We start from the raw sequence: 14,269 nt of genomic DNA, 5'->3' as shown, positions 1-14,269 counted from the left end.
CCGGTTTGGAAGAAAGACAAAAAACAGGCCGCGTATCATAGCCAATCTGCGTAAAAAGACACCAGCTTTCCCGCCAGGTCGCCATTGGTAACCTGCTCATCGGTCCAGCGCTCCGAAAGCTGGCGCAACGCATCGCAGTGGCGCCGCATCTCCCACCAGGCCTTCCCCGCGCCTTCACCCGCATTCCAGGCCTGCCAGAACCCCCAGAGCGCGGACCGCGAAGCATCGTCCAGGCTACAGGCGTAACGCTCGAAGAAGGCCCTGAGCTTGTCCCAGTGCGCCGCCTCCTCCTGCGGATAGATATGCCAGACCAATGGCCGTCCGGCCCACTGCGCGCGGATGAAAGACTCCTCGCCCCGTACCGCGTTGAAGTCACAGCACCAAAGCAAGCGGTCATACTGCGCCTGTGTCATGAAGCGCAGCACCTGCAGCTGCAGAGCCCCACGCTGATGGCAACTCCCCGGCTGAAGAGGGGAGCCCCCCAGCCACCGGGCAACATCGGGGAGGACCCGCCCTTCAGGCACCAGCACCTGAACAAGCCCAGCCCCGCTGGCCAGGGCGTCGAGCCAGTCGGCGACGGCAGCATTTTCATAAGCGAACAGCGAAATCAACTGAGCATCAGGCAGACGAGACACGCCCAGACTATCGAGAAAACACCGTTGCGCTGCAGCATCGGCCTGAAACGCACGACGCTCGGCGACCAGGCCACGCTCACGGATAAGCCCGCCAGTGGTTGCCGAAAATCCAGGGAAGAAAAAGAATTTCTCGAGCCCTCCTGCCTGGGGTGACGGCAAGCCATGACAGCCGGACACCCACTCTTCCGCGCTGAGATATTCGAGATTCAGCCAAAGGATTCGACGCCCCGAAGTACCCATGCGCTGAACATAGTCCTGCGGCAATTCGCAGGCGAAGGCCTCGATCACCACGTCAGCGGGTTCGGCACCAGGCCACTCGGGAGCCCAATGACGGATCTCGACGCCTGAATGCCATTGCTGTGCGGCCGCAGCAGAGGCGCCGGGGCAAAGCTGGGCAAAGGTACACAGGTCGTCGACCCAGAGTCGAACAGGCAAGTCATGCTCGGCAGCCAGTTGGCGAGCCAGTCGCCAGGTCACGCCGATGTCGCCGTAATTATCGACCACGGCACAAAAGATGTCCCAAGTGGGCTTCATGGACATGACGATAGATAAGGGAGGGAGTAGAGAGGGTATCGCGGAAACTGGAGGTAGACCCTACCAGCCACACCCCGGCACACGATGTCACCGCTGCGGCTGCTTCCTTCCGGACCTGACCGGGTTCACGGCTGATCATTGCGAGGGGACCGGCAGGGCCCACCATAACGAACTCACCAGTGGTGAGCGGCGCTCATTGTACCGGCTTGCTGAGAAGTTACAACCGTCCGCCGTAGCAAACACCCTTCCAACCTGAAGTTGTGCCGCACCCATAGCAGACAGGCGTCTCGTCAGCCGACCCGATCAGTCATTGACCCGGTCGCGCAACTCCTTGCCCGGCTTGAAATGCGGAACGAACTTGCCGTCCAGGCTGACCGACTGTCCCGTCTTGGGATTGCGACCGACCCTTGGAGCGCGAAAATGCAGCGAGAAACTACCAAAGCCCCGGATCTCGATACGGTCTCCAGTGGCAAGTGCCTGGGTCATCTGCTCCAGCATGGTCTTGATCGCCAACTCCACATCTTTGGCTGAAAGCTGCCCCTGATGATTGACGATCCTTTCGATCAACTCCGACTTGGTCATAAGTTTTCCCTTCGTTTTCAAGCGGCTAGATCACGCGGGTCGATTCGGTTTTAGCACGCTGGATAGTCTTTGACCAGCCCTTGTGAACGAAGCGGCGGCCTGTCACCCGAACAGGAGAGCGCCGGCAGTCGCCCTTCCCCTCCGCCAGGAACGCCCGCCTCGTTGCGCCAGCGCCGAAACCTCGTGAAGAGCTGCTTCGGCAGATCGTCAGAAACGAAAAAGGGCGACCGAAGTCGCCCTTTTCGCTGATGGACCTGAACTTAGTTCTGGTTTTCCATCTGTGCACGGATCAGATCACCAATGGTAGTCGGACCGGAGGTTTCAACCTCCTGCTTGGTGCGCAACTCTTTCATCGCATCCTTCTCGTCTTCGACGTCCTTGGACTTGACGGACAGGCTGATCACGCGGCTCTTGCGGTCGATGCTGATGATCTTGGCTTCGACTTCTTCGCCTTCCTTCAGCACGTTGCGCGCGTCTTCAACGCGATCACGGCTGATTTCGGAAGCCTTCAGCGTCGCCTCGATATCGTTGCCCAGGTCGATGATGGCGCCCTTGGCATCAACTTCCTTGACGGTACCGCGAACGATGGTGCCCTTGTCATTCAGGCTCACATAGTTGGAGAACGGATCGTCTTCCAGCTGCTTGATGCCCAGGGAAATGCGCTCGCGCTCCGGATCGACCGACAGGATGACGGTATCGAGCTCGTCGCCCTTCTTGAAGCGGCGTACAGCCTCTTCACCCGGCTCGTTCCAGGAGATGTCCGACAGGTGAACAAGACCGTCGATGCCGCCGTCCAGACCGATGAAGATACCGAAATCGGTGATCGACTTGATGGTGCCGGAGATGCGGTCGCCCTTGTTGAACTGACCGGAGAACTCTTCCCACGGGTTCTGCTTGCATTGCTTGATGCCGAGGGAGATACGACGACGCTCTTCGTCGATATCGAGAACCATGACTTCCACTTCGTCGCCGACCTGAACGACCTTGGACGGGTGGATGTTCTTGTTGGTCCAATCCATCTCGGACACGTGCACCAGACCTTCGACACCCTCTTCCAGCTCGGCGAAGCAGCCGTAGTCGGTCAGATTGGTGACACGGGCCATGACGCGGGTGCTTTCCGGGTAACGGTTCTTGATGGCAACCCATGGGTCTTCGCCCAGTTGCTTCAGACCCAGGGATACGCGGTTGCGCTCGCGGTCGAACTTCAGGACCTTGACATCGATCTCGTCGCCGACATTGACGATCTCGGACGGATGCTTGATGCGCTTCCAGGCCATGTCGGTGATGTGCAGCAGACCGTCCACGCCGCCCAGGTCGACGAACGCGCCATAGTCGGTGAGGTTCTTGACGATACCCTTGACCTGCTGGCCTTCCTGCAGGGATTCCAGCAGGGCTTCGCGCTCGGCGCTGTTCTCGGCCTCAAGGACGCTACGACGGGAAACGACAACGTTGTTGCGCTTCTGGTCCAGCTTGATGACCTTGAATTCGAGTTCCTTGTTTTCCAGGTGCGTGGTATCACGCACAGGACGTACGTCGACCAGCGAACCCGGCAGGAACGCGCGGATGCCGTTGACGTCAACGGTAAAGCCACCCTTGACCTTGCCGTTGATGATGCCCTTGACGACTTCTTCAGCGTTGAACGCAGCTTCCAGAACCTGCCAGGATTCCGCGCGCTTGGCTTTTTCGCGGGACAGCTTGGTTTCACCGAAGCCATCTTCAACCGCGTCCAGTGCGACGTGGACTTCGTCACCCACCTTGATCGTCAGTTCACCCTGCTCGTTGTAGAACTGCTCGACCGGGATGACACCCTCGGACTTCAGGCCGGCATGGACGGTGACCCAGTCACCATCGATGTCGACGACCAGACCGGTGATGATGGCACCCGGCTGCATGTCGAGGGATTTCAGGCTTTCTTCAAAAAGTTCTGCGAAGCTTTCGCTCATGTTGATTCCTGCTGTTCCGGGCGGCGATCGCCCAACCTCCACATTCCAGACAATGTGGGTTCGTTTATATAAAAAAAGGCCGCGGGGCAGGATCTGGTCCCCCGCATGCCTCCTTGTACAACACCGCCTTGGCGGTTCGTGAGGGCCTTATCGACCCTGGTATCCGGCAAGGTCACGCTTGGCGACTTCGTCCAGGATCCGTTCCAGCACCTGCTCGATCGAGAGCTTCGTCGAATCCAGCTGGATCGCGTCTTCCGCTGGTACCAGCGGTGCCACGGCCCGTTGGGTATCGCGCGCATCACGCGCACGGATCTCGTCGAGAAGACTCGCGAGATTAACATCAAGCCCCTGGGCCTTCAACTGGAAAAACCGACGACGGGCCCGTTCCTCGGCGCTGGCGGTGAGGAAGAACTTCAGCGCCGCATCGGGGAAAACGATGGTTCCCATGTCGCGACCGTCCGCCACCAGCCCCGGCGCCTCGCGAAAGGCCCGCTGGCGCTGCAACAGGGCATCGCGTACGGCCGGCAGGGCCGCCACTTTCGAGGCTCCGGCACCGACGAGCTCACTGCGGATCACCTCGGTGACATCCTCGCCCTCGAGAATCATCCGCTGCGGACGGTTGCCTTCGGCCGGCACGAACTGGGCGTCCAGGTGCGCGGCAAGCATCTTCAGTACCTCCTCGTTGGTGAGGTCGATGCCATGGTTGCTCGCGGCAAAGGCGAGCAGGCGGTAGAGCGCGCCGGAGTCGAGAAAATTCCAGCCCAGGCGTCGCGAGAGCAGCCCGGCCAGGGTGCCCTTGCCGGAGCCGCTGGGGCCGTCGATGGTGATGACCGGTGACAGTGCGCTCATGAATTGGCCTCCTCGGCGACTCGCATGCCGGCGGTGCTAGCGAGCGCCAGGAAGTTGGGGAAGGACGTTGCGACGTTGGCGCAGTCATGGATGCGGATCGGGCCGCTGGCACGCAGGGCCGCCACACTGAAGGACATGGCGATGCGATGATCACCGTGACTGTGCACCTCGCCAGCGCCCAGCGGGCCGCCCTCGATGAGGATGCCGTCAGCCGTCGGCTGGGCATTCACGCCCAGCGCCTGCAAACCATCGGCCATGACCTGGATGCGGTCCGATTCCTTGACCCGCAGCTCCTCCGCGCCGCGCAACACGGTACGCCCTTCGGCGCAGGCTGCGGCGACAAAGAGCACCGGGAATTCGTCGATGGCCAGGGGGACCAGATCCTCGGGAATGTCGATTCCCTTCAACTGGGCAGAGCGCACGCGGATATCGGCCACCGGCTCGCCACCCACCTCACGCTGGTCGAGCAGCTCCAGGTCGGCCCCCATCAGCCGGAGAATCTCGATGACCCCGGTACGGGTCGGATTGATGCCGACATGCTCGAGCACCAGATCAGAACCCGGGGCGATGCTGGCCGCGACCAGGAAAAAGGCCGCCGAGGAAATGTCCGCGGGCACTTCGATGCGGGTGCTGCGGAGCCTGTGGCCGGATTCGACCCGCGCCGTGCTGCCGTCGACGTTCACCGGATAGCCGAAGCCACGCAGCATGCGCTCGGTGTGATCGCGGGTTGGCGCCGGCTCGGTGACCGAGGTCTGGCCATTGGCATAGAGACCGGCCAGAAGCAGGCACGACTTCACCTGGGCACTGGCCATGGGCATTTCGTAGTGCATCGCGGTCAGTCGCTGACCACCCTTGATGTGCAGTGGCGGGCGACCTTCCGGACCGGTCTCGATGACCGCGCCCATCTCCCGCAGGGGGATGGCGACGCGATTCATCGGCCGCTTCGAGAGCGAGGCGTCGCCGGCCAGCACGGTGTCGAAGGGCTGCGCCGAAAGCAGCCCGGCGAGCAGGCGCATGGAAGTGCCCGAGTTTCCGACATATAGCGGTCCTGGCGGCGGCTTCAAGCCGTCAAGGCCGACGCCATGCACCGTCACGCGGCCATGATTCGGCCCCTCGATCACCACGCCCATGTCGCGGAAAGCCTGCAGGGTCGCCAGGGCGTCTTCGCCTTCCAGGAAGCCTTCAACCTCGGTGACGCCATCGGCCAGCGACCCGAGCATGATCGAGCGGTGGGAAATGGATTTATCGCCCGGTACGCGAAGGCGTCCGGAAAGGCTGCCGCCAGGATGGGCGAGAAAGATCAGATCTTTGGAATGCATAACGTCCACGTAAGCCCTGCGGGCCAGAATTTTACCGAAATGTTCGCGAGCAACCCGGGCGCGGGTGAAAACGCCCAGCAGGTGGTGCCCGTCCCCTTGCTCAATCGCCGCACGCAGCAGGTCCAGATCGGCCTGGAAAGCGTCGAGCGTGTGCAGCACTGCCTCGCGGTTGGCCAGAAATATGTCATGCCACATCAGCGGATCACTGCCGGCGATACGCGTGAAGTCCCGGAACCCCCCGGCAGCGTAGCGGAAGATCTCCAGGTTCTCATGCCGCCGCGCGAGCGAGTCGACCAGGCCGAACGCCAGCAGGTGTGGCAGGTGGCTGGTCGCGGCCAGCACTTCATCATGGTGCCTGACGTCCATGTGCTCGACGTCCGCCTCGAGGGCCCTCCAAAGGGTGTCGACCAGCGACAACGCCGCAGGGTCCGTGCCTGGCGGTGGCGTCAGGATCACCTTGTGTCGGCGAAACAACGTACTTTTGGCAGCCGTGACCCCGCTCTGTTCTGACCCGGCTATCGGGTGCCCAGGCACGAAACGCGCCGGCACCCCCTGGAAAACCTGTTCGGCGCAACGAACGATGTTGCCCTTGGCGCTGCCCACGTCGGTAACCACCGCCTCTCCCAGCGGCAGCGTCGCCAGCGCGGCCAGTACCTTCTCCGCGGCCAGGATGGGCACTGCCAGCTGGATCACCGTGGCACCGACGCAAGCCTCTTCGAGACTCTCGGCGCAGCGATCGACGACACCCAGCTCGACGGCCTGGCGGCGTGACGGCAGGTCAAGGTCAAAGCCGACCACCTCATTGAACAGCCCCAGCTCGCGGACCCCCTTGGCGAAGGACCCACCGATCAGTCCCAGCCCGATCACCACCAGGCGATCGCCCAGCGGCTCACGCCGAGGCTGGGATGGCCTGGCCGTCACTGGTCGAGAACCCTGGCAGCCGCGGCGAGGAAACGGGCGTTCTCAGCCTCGGTACCGACGGACACGCGCAGGAAGCTGGGCATGCCATACCCGGCGACCGGCCGCACGATCACACCTTCACGCAGCAGCCCCTGATTGATGGGACCCGCGTCGCCACCGAAGTCGACGGCCAGAAAGTTGCCCCGCGAAGGGATCCAGTCGAGGCCGAGCTGGCGACATCCTGCTTCCAGCTGGCGCATCCCGGCCGCGTTGGCCATGCGACTGCGCCGCAGGTAGTCCTTGTCTTCCAGTGCGGCGCAGGCCGCGACCAGCCCCAGGCTGCCGACGTTGAACGGCTGGCGGACCCTGTTCAGCACATCGGCGATCGGGACCGAACTGATGGCATAGCCCACCCGCAAGGCAGCCAGGCCGTAGGCCTTGGAAAAGGTACGGGAGATCAACAGGTTCGGGTGATCGGCAAGGTATTGCATACCGTCGGGCAGTTCATCGTCGCCGCTGTATTCGATATAGGCCTCATCGAGCACCACCAGCACGTCGGCCGGCACCGCCGCCAGGAAACGACGCAGCGCATCCGGTCCGAACCAGGTTCCGGTAGGGTTGTTGGGGTTGGCGAGAAACACCACCCGCGTCTCGGCGTCGATGGCGGCCGCCATGGCTTCCAGATCATGCCCCCAGCCTGCCGCCGGGACTACCTTGCCCTGGGCACCCGCCGCCTGGGTGGCGATGGGGTAGACAGCAAAGGCATGAGCACTGAACACCGCGTTCCGGCCGGGAGCCAGATAGGCCCGCGCGATCATCTCCAGAACGTCGTTGGAGCCGTTGCCCAGGGTCACCTGCGCCGGTTCTACACCGTACCGCTCGGCGAGCGCCTTCTTGAGCTCGAAGCCATTGCCGTCGGGGTAGCGGGTCAGCTCGGCCAGCTCGGCCTGGATCGCCTGCAGGACACGAGGGCTCGGGCCCAGCGGGTTCTCGTTGCTGGCCAGCTTGACGATCCCGGCAGGGTCCAGCCCAAGTTCGCGAGCCAGTTCCGCAACCGGCTTGCCGGGCACGTAGGGGGAAAGTTTTTGCACCCCTGGCAGCGCCAGGTCGAGGAAATCGCAGCTCATCTTCAGCTCCGCGTACAACCGGCTTCGCCGGCGCTTGAGGCTATAGGCTGGAGGATCCAGCCCCCTCGCCCGCCCAAATATTCACAGGCACGCCTACAGAAGCATGCCGCTTTATCGTCAAGCCTTCAGCCTCAAGCCTTCAGCCCGAGGGCCGTGCTACAGCACGGCCTTGGGATAAGACCCCAGCACCTTCAACGCCACCGCGTCGCAGGCGATCTTTTCCAGCACGTCTTTCACCAGCGGGTTCTGGTGATGGCCTACGAAATCGATGAAGAAGACGTAGGTCCATTTGCCCGAGCGCGACGGCCGGGTTTCGATGCGGGTCAGGTCGATGCCGTTCTGGTGGAATGGCATCAACAGATCATGCAGGGCGCCCGGCTTGTTGCGCATCGAAACGATGATCGACGTCTTGTCATCGCCGGTCGGCGGCACTTCCTGGCTGCCGATGACAAAGAACCGGGTGGAATTGTCCGGGCGATCCTCGATCTTTTCCGCCAGTTTGCTCAGGCCGTACAGCTGAGCCGCCATGTCGCCGGCGATGGCCGCGCTGTTCCACTCGCTCTTGACGCGCTTGGCCGCATCGGCATTGCTGGCGACCGGCACCCGCTCGACGTTGGGGTAGTGCGCGTCAAGCCACTTGCGACACTGTGCGAGCGACTGCGCATGGGAATAGATGCGAGTGATATGGTCGGTCTTGGTCGTATCGCCCACCAGCAGATGGTGGTGGATGCGCAGCTCCACCTCGCCGCAGATCACGATGTCGTGCTCGAGGAAGCTGTCAAGGGTGTGGTTGACCGCGCCTTCGGTGGAGTTTTCCACCGGCACCACGCCAAAGTTGACCGCACCGGCCACCACCTCGCGGAACACCTCGTCGATCGCCGCCATGGGCTTGCTGATCACGGCCTGACCGAAGTGCTTGAGCGCCGCCGCCTGGGTAAAGGTGCCCTCGGGGCCGAGGAAGGAAACCGTGAGCGGCTGCTCGAGGGCCAGACAGGAGGACATGATCTCGCGGAACAGCCGCGCCACCTCCTCGTTGCCCAGCGGTCCCTTGTTCAGATCCATGATGTGCTTGAGCACCCAGGCCTCGCGCTCCGGGCGGTAGAACACCGCGGTCTCACCTTCGCCAAGGTGCTCGGTCTTGACCCGCGCCACCTCCTGGGCACAGCGAGCCCGCTCGCTGATCAGGTCGAGAATTCGCTCGTCGAGACTGTCGATGCGCACCCGCAGGGCCTTGAGCTGATCAGCCTCGGACATCAGCCATTCTCCTTTTCGAATTCGGCCATGTAGGCGATCAGCGCATCGACTGCCGCCTCGCTGACCGCGTTGTAAAGGGACGCGCGCATGCCGCCCACCGATCGATGCCCTTGCAGGTTGAGCAGTTGGCGGGCACTGGCGCCGGCCAGGAACGCCTTGTCCAGCCCCGCGTCGGCGAGTACGAAGGGGATGTTCATCCACGAACGGTCGGCGGTGGCGATCGGGTTGCTATAGAGGCTGCTGGCATCGATGAATTCATACAGCTTCTGCTGCTTGCGCCGGTTCACCTGCCCCATGGCCTCGAGGCCGCCCTGCTCCTTCAGCCACTCGAAGATCAGCCCCGCCAGGTACCAGCCTAGCGTCGGCGGGGTGTTGTACATCGAGCCATTGTCCGCAGCGACCTTGTAGTCGAGCATGGTCGGGCAGCTCGACCGGGCGCGACCCAGCAGATCTTCACGGACGATCACCACCACCAGGCCACTCGGACCGATGTTCTTCTGCGCACCAGCGTAGATCAGGCCAAAGCGCGAGACGTCCAGCGGGCGCGAAAGAATGGTCGAGGACATGTCGGCCACCAGCGGAACGTCACCGGTGTCCGGAATCCAGTCGTATTCCAGCCCACCGATGGTTTCGTTCGGGGTGTAGTGCACATAAGCGGCGTCAGGCGAAAGCGTCCACTCCTCCTGACGCGGAATACGGAAATAGTCGCAGGACTTGGCACTGGCCGCCACGTTGACGGTGCCGTAACGCCGCGCTTCCTCGATCGCCTTCTTCGACCAGATCCCGGTGTCGATGTAGTCTGCCGTGCCGCCCTCGGGCAGCAGGTTCAGCGGAATCTGGGCGAACTGCTGGCTTGCCCCGCCCTGCAGGAACAGCACCTTGTAGTTGGCGGGAATGGCCAGGAGGTCGCGCAGATCCTGCTCGGCCTTGCTCGCCACGCCGACGAACTCGTCGCTGCGATGACTCATTTCCATCACCGACAGGCCTATGCCGCGCCAGTCGAGTAGCTCCGCCTGAGCCCGTCGCAGGACGGCTTCTGGCAATGCGGCCGGGCCGGCACAGAAGTTATAAGCGCGTGTGCTCACTACCATTTCTCTCGTAATCGTGGATGACCGGGCGCCGCGACGCCCCTTCTGGACGGGCGTTACCTGTCGTCCTCGTCGTCGGTGGGAACGACGCTGGGCGGCACGTCACCAATTCCGCCGAGCAGCTCATCCTCGCTCGGCTCACTGCTGACCACCGGCATTTCCTTTTCCAGGGCCGTTTCGCTCAGGCTCGCCTCGATCGCTTCGAGCACCTCTTCCTCGGAAGGCTCCTGGACACGCTCCAGACCGACCAGATGCTCGCCCTTGCCCAGCTTGATCAGCGTCACGCCCTGGGTGTTACGACCCAGGCGCGATACTTCGCTGACCCGGGTCCGCACCAGCGTGCCCTGGTCGGAAATCAGCATGATCTCCTCGCCTTCGAGCACCTGCACCGCGCCGACCAGCTTGCCGTTGCGGTCGTTGCTGACCATGGCGATGACACCCTGACCACCACGCTGGTATTGGGGGAACTCATCGATGGCGGTGCGCTTGCCGAAGCCATTCAGCGAGGCGGTGAGGATTTCGGAGCCTTCCTCCGGAATGATCATCGAAATCAGCTGCTGACCGTCGGCCAGACGCATCCCGCGCACCCCGCGGGCGGTACGCCCCATGGCGCGCACGTCCGACTCCTTGAAGCGGGTCACCTTGCCACCGTCGGAGAACAGCATGACTTCGCGCTCGCCGTCGGTGATCGCGGCGGAAATCAGCGTGTCGCCTTCATCCAGGTCCAGCGCGATCAGGCCCACGCTACGCGGGCGACTGAACTGCTCCAGCGGCACCTTCTTCACGGTGCCGTTGCAGGTCGCCATGAAGATGAAGTGGCCTTCGGCGTATTCGTCCACCGGCAGCATGGTGGTGATGCGCTCGCCCTGCTCGAGCGGCAGCAGGTTCACCAGCGGCCGTCCGCGGGAGGTGCGCGAGGCCTCGGGAATCTCGTAGGTCTTCAGCCAGTACACCTTGCCCCGGCTGGAAAACAGCAGAAGCGTGGTATGGCTGTTGGCGACCAGCAGATGCTCGACATAATCCTCGTCCTTGACCCCGGTCGCTGCCTTGCCGCGACCACCACGGCGCTGGGCCTGGTAAGCGGCCAGCGGCTGGCTCTTGGCATAGCCGCCGTGGGAAATGGTGACCACCCGCTCTTCCTCGGTGATGAGGTCGGCCAGGGTCAGATCCAGGCGCGACTCGAGGATTTCGGTACGGCGCGCGTCGCCGAATTCCTTGCGGATCCCCTCGAGTTCCTCGCGGATGACTTCCATCAGCCGCTCGGGGTAGGTCAGGATGCGAATCAGCTCGCCGATCTCGCCCAGGATTTCCTGGTACTCGGCCAGCAGCTTCTCGTGCTCCAGCCCGGTCAGGCGGTGCAGACGCAGGTCGAGGATGGCCTGCGCCTGCTCCGGCGACAGGTGATACCTGCCGTTGTGCAGCCCGTACTGAGGCTCCAGGGTTTCAGGACGGCAGGAATCGGCGCCGGCACGCTCGACCATCGCCTCCACCGCACTCGACTCCCAGGCCTCGGCGATCAGCTTCTCCTTGGCTTCGGCCGGCGTTGGCGAAGCCTTGATCAGTGCGATCACCGGATCGATGTTCGACAGCGCAACTGCCTGGCCTTCCAGGATATGGCCACGCTCACGTGCCTTGCGCAGCTCGTAGACGGTGCGCCGGGTCACCACTTCACGGCGGTGACGGACGAAGGCGTCGAGCAGGTCCTTGAGATTGAGGGTACGCGGCTGCCCATCGATCAGGGCGACGATATTGATGCCGAACACGCTCTGCAGCTGGGTCTGGGCGTAGAGGTTGTTGAGCACCACCTCCGGCACTTCGCCGCGACGCAGCTCGATGACCACCCGCATGCCGTCCTTGTCGGACTCGTCGCGCAGCTCGGTGATGCCCTCGAGCTTTTTCTCCTTGACCAGCTCGGCGATCTTTTCGATCAGGCGCGCCTTGTTCAGCTGGTAGGGCAGCTCGGTGATGACGATCTGCTGGCGGCCGCCGACCTTGTCGATATCCTCGACATCGGCACGGGCGCGCACATAAATCCGTCCCCGACCGGTCTTGTAGGCCTCGATGATTCCGGCGCGGCCATTGATGATCCCAGCGGTGGGGAAGTCGGGGCCGGGGATGTAGTGCAGGAGACCATCGATGTCGATGTCGGGGTTGTCCATCAGCGCCAGACAACCGTCGATCACCTCGCCGAGGTTGTGTGGCGGAATGTTGGTCGCCATGCCGACGGCGATACCGCTGGACCCATTGATCAGCAGATTGGGCACCTTGGTCGGCATGACGGCCGGGATTTTCAGCGAGCCGTCATAGTTGTCGACCCAGTCGACCGTTTCCTTCTCGAGGTCGGCGAGCAGCTCGTGGGTAAGCTTGAACATGCGCACTTCGGTGTATCGCATGGCCGCCGCGTTGTCGCCATCCACCGACCCGAAGTTGCCCTGGCCATTGACCAGCATGTAGCGCAGCGAAAACGGCTGAGCCATCCGCACGATGGTGTCGTACACCGCCGAGTCGCCGTGGGGGTGGTACTTACCGATGACGTCACCGACCACACGGGCCGACTTCAGGTACGGCTTGTTCCAGTCGTTGCCCAGCTCCTTCATGGCGTACAGCACCCGACGGTGCACGGGCTTCAGTCCATCGCGGGCATCCGGCAGGGCCCGACCGACAATTACACTCATGGCGTAATCGAGATAAGACTGTTTGAGTTCGTCTTCGATGTTGACCGGGAGGATTTCTTTGGCCAGTTCGCCCATGGAAACCGGGTTCCTTGTAATTCAAGCGAGGGTTGCGTAATCGCGGAATGTTAACACAGCTGCAAGCCGCTAGCCTCAAGCGGCAAGCCCTCCAGAGCCGCCCGGGCGCCACCGGGACCGCTCCCGCCGGGCTTCCCGCTTCCGGCTTGAAGCTGCCGTCAGTGCAACCTCTTCCGATTCATCAGCTCGGCCAGCTTTTCCGTGTTGGGTCGCTCGACCACCCCCTTCTCGGTGACGATGGCGTCGATCAGATCGGCCGGAGTGACGTCGAAGACCGGGTTGAAGGCCTCCACATCGGCGGCGAAGCGCTGACCGTTGACTTCCAGCAGCTCGCTGCCGGCACGCTCCTCGATGGGGATGTCGTCGCCGTTCTCGAGGCTCATGTCGATGGTCGAGCTCGGCGCGACGACCATGAAGCGCACCCCATGGTGCATGGCGGTCACGGCCAGTTGATAGGTGCCGATCTTGTTCGCCACGTCGCCATTGGCGGTGATGCGGTCGGCGCCGACGATGACCCAGGAAATCGCCTGGGTTTTCATCAGGTGCGCCGAGGCCGAATCCACGTTGAGGCTGACCGGCACGCCCTCGCCGGCCAGCTCCCAGGCGGTCAGCCGTGAGCCCTGCAGCCAGGGACGGGTTTCGTCGACATGCACGCACTCGACCAGGTCGCGCAGCTGCGCGGCGCGGATCACACCCAGTGCCGTACCGAACCCGCCGGTCGCCAGGGCGCCGGTGTTGCAGTGGGTCATCAGGCGCTGCCGCTGGCTGTTGTGCTTGCGAATCAGCTCGACGCCGAACTGGGCCATGGTCAGGTTCGCTTCGCGATCGCTGTCGTGAATGGCGACGGCCTCCTGCTCCATGACGGCCAGCGGATCCTCATCCGCCCGCAGTCGGTCGAGCCGCTCGCGCATGCGGTTGAGCGCCCAGAACAGATTCACCGCAGTGGGCCGGGACGCGGCGAGGATGTCGAAATCCTCTTCTAGCGCAGCGCGCCAGTCATCACCCGCCCCGAGCCGCGCCGCCAGGCCCAGCACCAGGCCATAGGCCGCACTGATGCCGATCGCCGGGGCGCCACGCACGACCATGTCGCGGATCGCGCCGGCCACGGCCGCGGCCGAGTCGTAAGCCCTCCAGCAGGTCTCGGTTGGCAGCTTTCGCTGATCCAGCAGATGCAGGCGGCCGTGTTTCCACTCGATGGCCTTGACCCTTTCGGCAGCCAGCAAACGCTCGCGCATGTCGCGCATGATCACCCCTTCATCATTGCAGGCACAAAAAGCCGGCGATTATA

Annotated in this window: 10 protein-coding genes and 1 other RNA gene; all 11 read right to left on the bottom strand. The window is 63.2% G+C overall.

Going from position 1 to position 14,269, the window contains the following annotated elements:
* Positions 1 to 35: 35 nt before the first annotated feature.
* The gene (earP, locus tag ACFOMF_RS17865; RefSeq protein ID WP_386367420.1) at positions 36 to 1,175 is read right to left on the bottom strand and encodes an elongation factor P maturation arginine rhamnosyltransferase EarP; all 1,140 of its coding nucleotides are present in this window, start codon (positions 1,173 to 1,175) and stop codon (positions 36 to 38) included.
* A 52-nt stretch (positions 1,176 to 1,227) separates the two neighbouring features.
* Positions 1,228 to 1,324, bottom strand: an RNA gene (gene ffs / locus ACFOMF_RS17860) — signal recognition particle sRNA small type.
* 148 nt (positions 1,325 to 1,472) lie between these two features.
* A complete protein-coding gene (gene ihfB / locus ACFOMF_RS17855; RefSeq protein ID WP_386367418.1) occupies positions 1,473 to 1,751 on the bottom strand; it encodes an integration host factor subunit beta in 279 nt (92 codons plus the stop codon).
* Between the two features lie 260 nt (positions 1,752 to 2,011).
* The gene (rpsA, locus tag ACFOMF_RS17850) at positions 2,012 to 3,694 is read right to left on the bottom strand and encodes a 30S ribosomal protein S1 (protein ID WP_386367416.1); all 1,683 of its coding nucleotides are present in this window, start codon (positions 3,692 to 3,694) and stop codon (positions 2,012 to 2,014) included.
* A 147-nt stretch (positions 3,695 to 3,841) separates the two neighbouring features.
* Positions 3,842 to 4,543: a (d)CMP kinase gene (gene cmk, locus ACFOMF_RS17845; protein WP_386367414.1), complete on the bottom strand. Its 702-nt coding sequence runs from the start codon at positions 4,541 to 4,543 to the stop codon at positions 3,842 to 3,844.
* Complete coding sequence (locus ACFOMF_RS17840; RefSeq protein WP_386367413.1) at positions 4,540 to 6,783, bottom strand: bifunctional prephenate dehydrogenase/3-phosphoshikimate 1-carboxyvinyltransferase; 2,244 nt, start codon at positions 6,781 to 6,783, stop codon at positions 4,540 to 4,542. Before ACFOMF_RS17840 ends, cmk begins: the two co-directional genes overlap by 4 nt.
* Positions 6,780 to 7,889, bottom strand: coding sequence for a histidinol-phosphate transaminase (gene hisC, locus ACFOMF_RS17835; RefSeq protein ID WP_386367411.1), 1,110 nt, complete (start codon positions 7,887 to 7,889; stop codon positions 6,780 to 6,782). Before hisC ends, ACFOMF_RS17840 begins: the two co-directional genes overlap by 4 nt.
* Before the next feature lie 156 nt (positions 7,890 to 8,045).
* Entirely contained in the window at positions 8,046 to 9,143 is a 1,098-nt protein-coding gene (gene pheA / locus ACFOMF_RS17830) for a prephenate dehydratase (protein WP_386367409.1), read from the bottom strand.
* Positions 9,143 to 10,228, bottom strand: coding sequence for a 3-phosphoserine/phosphohydroxythreonine transaminase (serC, locus tag ACFOMF_RS17825; protein ID WP_386367407.1), 1,086 nt, complete (start codon positions 10,226 to 10,228; stop codon positions 9,143 to 9,145). Before serC ends, pheA begins: the two co-directional genes overlap by 1 nt.
* A gap of 59 nt (positions 10,229 to 10,287) precedes the next feature.
* Complete coding sequence (gene gyrA, locus ACFOMF_RS17820) at positions 10,288 to 12,981, bottom strand: DNA gyrase subunit A (protein WP_386367405.1); 2,694 nt, start codon at positions 12,979 to 12,981, stop codon at positions 10,288 to 10,290.
* Positions 12,982 to 13,139: 158 nt separating this feature from the next.
* The gene (mtnA, locus tag ACFOMF_RS17815; RefSeq protein WP_386367566.1) at positions 13,140 to 14,216 is read right to left on the bottom strand and encodes an S-methyl-5-thioribose-1-phosphate isomerase; all 1,077 of its coding nucleotides are present in this window, start codon (positions 14,214 to 14,216) and stop codon (positions 13,140 to 13,142) included.
* Between the last annotated feature and the right edge of the window lie 53 nt (positions 14,217 to 14,269).

Origin of the sequence: Stutzerimonas tarimensis (assembly GCF_042648805.1) — a bacterium.
Classification (GTDB): Bacteria; Pseudomonadota; Gammaproteobacteria; order Pseudomonadales; family Pseudomonadaceae; genus Azomonas; species Azomonas tarimensis.
This window is presented reverse-complemented; position numbering and strand designations above follow the sequence as displayed.

What these genes read in the sequence shown, in the direction of transcription:
- hisC (WP_386367411.1), bottom strand. Translation starts at nt 7,889, where the DNA reads ATGAGCTGCGATTTCCTCGACCTGGCGCTGCCAGGGGTGCAAAAACTT.
- gyrA (WP_386367405.1), bottom strand. Translation starts at nt 12,981, where the DNA reads ATGGGCGAACTGGCCAAAGAAATCCTCCCGGTCAACATCGAAGACGAA.
- cmk (WP_386367414.1), bottom strand. Translation starts at nt 4,543, where the DNA reads ATGAGCGCACTGTCACCGGTCATCACCATCGACGGCCCCAGCGGCTCC.
- pheA (WP_386367409.1), bottom strand. Translation starts at nt 9,143, where the DNA reads ATGTCCGAGGCTGATCAGCTCAAGGCCCTGCGGGTGCGCATCGACAGT.
- earP (WP_386367420.1), bottom strand. Translation starts at nt 1,175, where the DNA reads ATGTCCATGAAGCCCACTTGGGACATCTTTTGTGCCGTGGTCGATAAT.
- mtnA (WP_386367566.1), bottom strand. Translation starts at nt 14,216, where the DNA reads ATGCGCGAGCGTTTGCTGGCTGCCGAAAGGGTCAAGGCCATCGAGTGG.
- rpsA (WP_386367416.1), bottom strand. Translation starts at nt 3,694, where the DNA reads ATGAGCGAAAGCTTCGCAGAACTTTTTGAAGAAAGCCTGAAATCCCTC.
- ihfB (WP_386367418.1), bottom strand. Translation starts at nt 1,751, where the DNA reads ATGACCAAGTCGGAGTTGATCGAAAGGATCGTCAATCATCAGGGGCAG.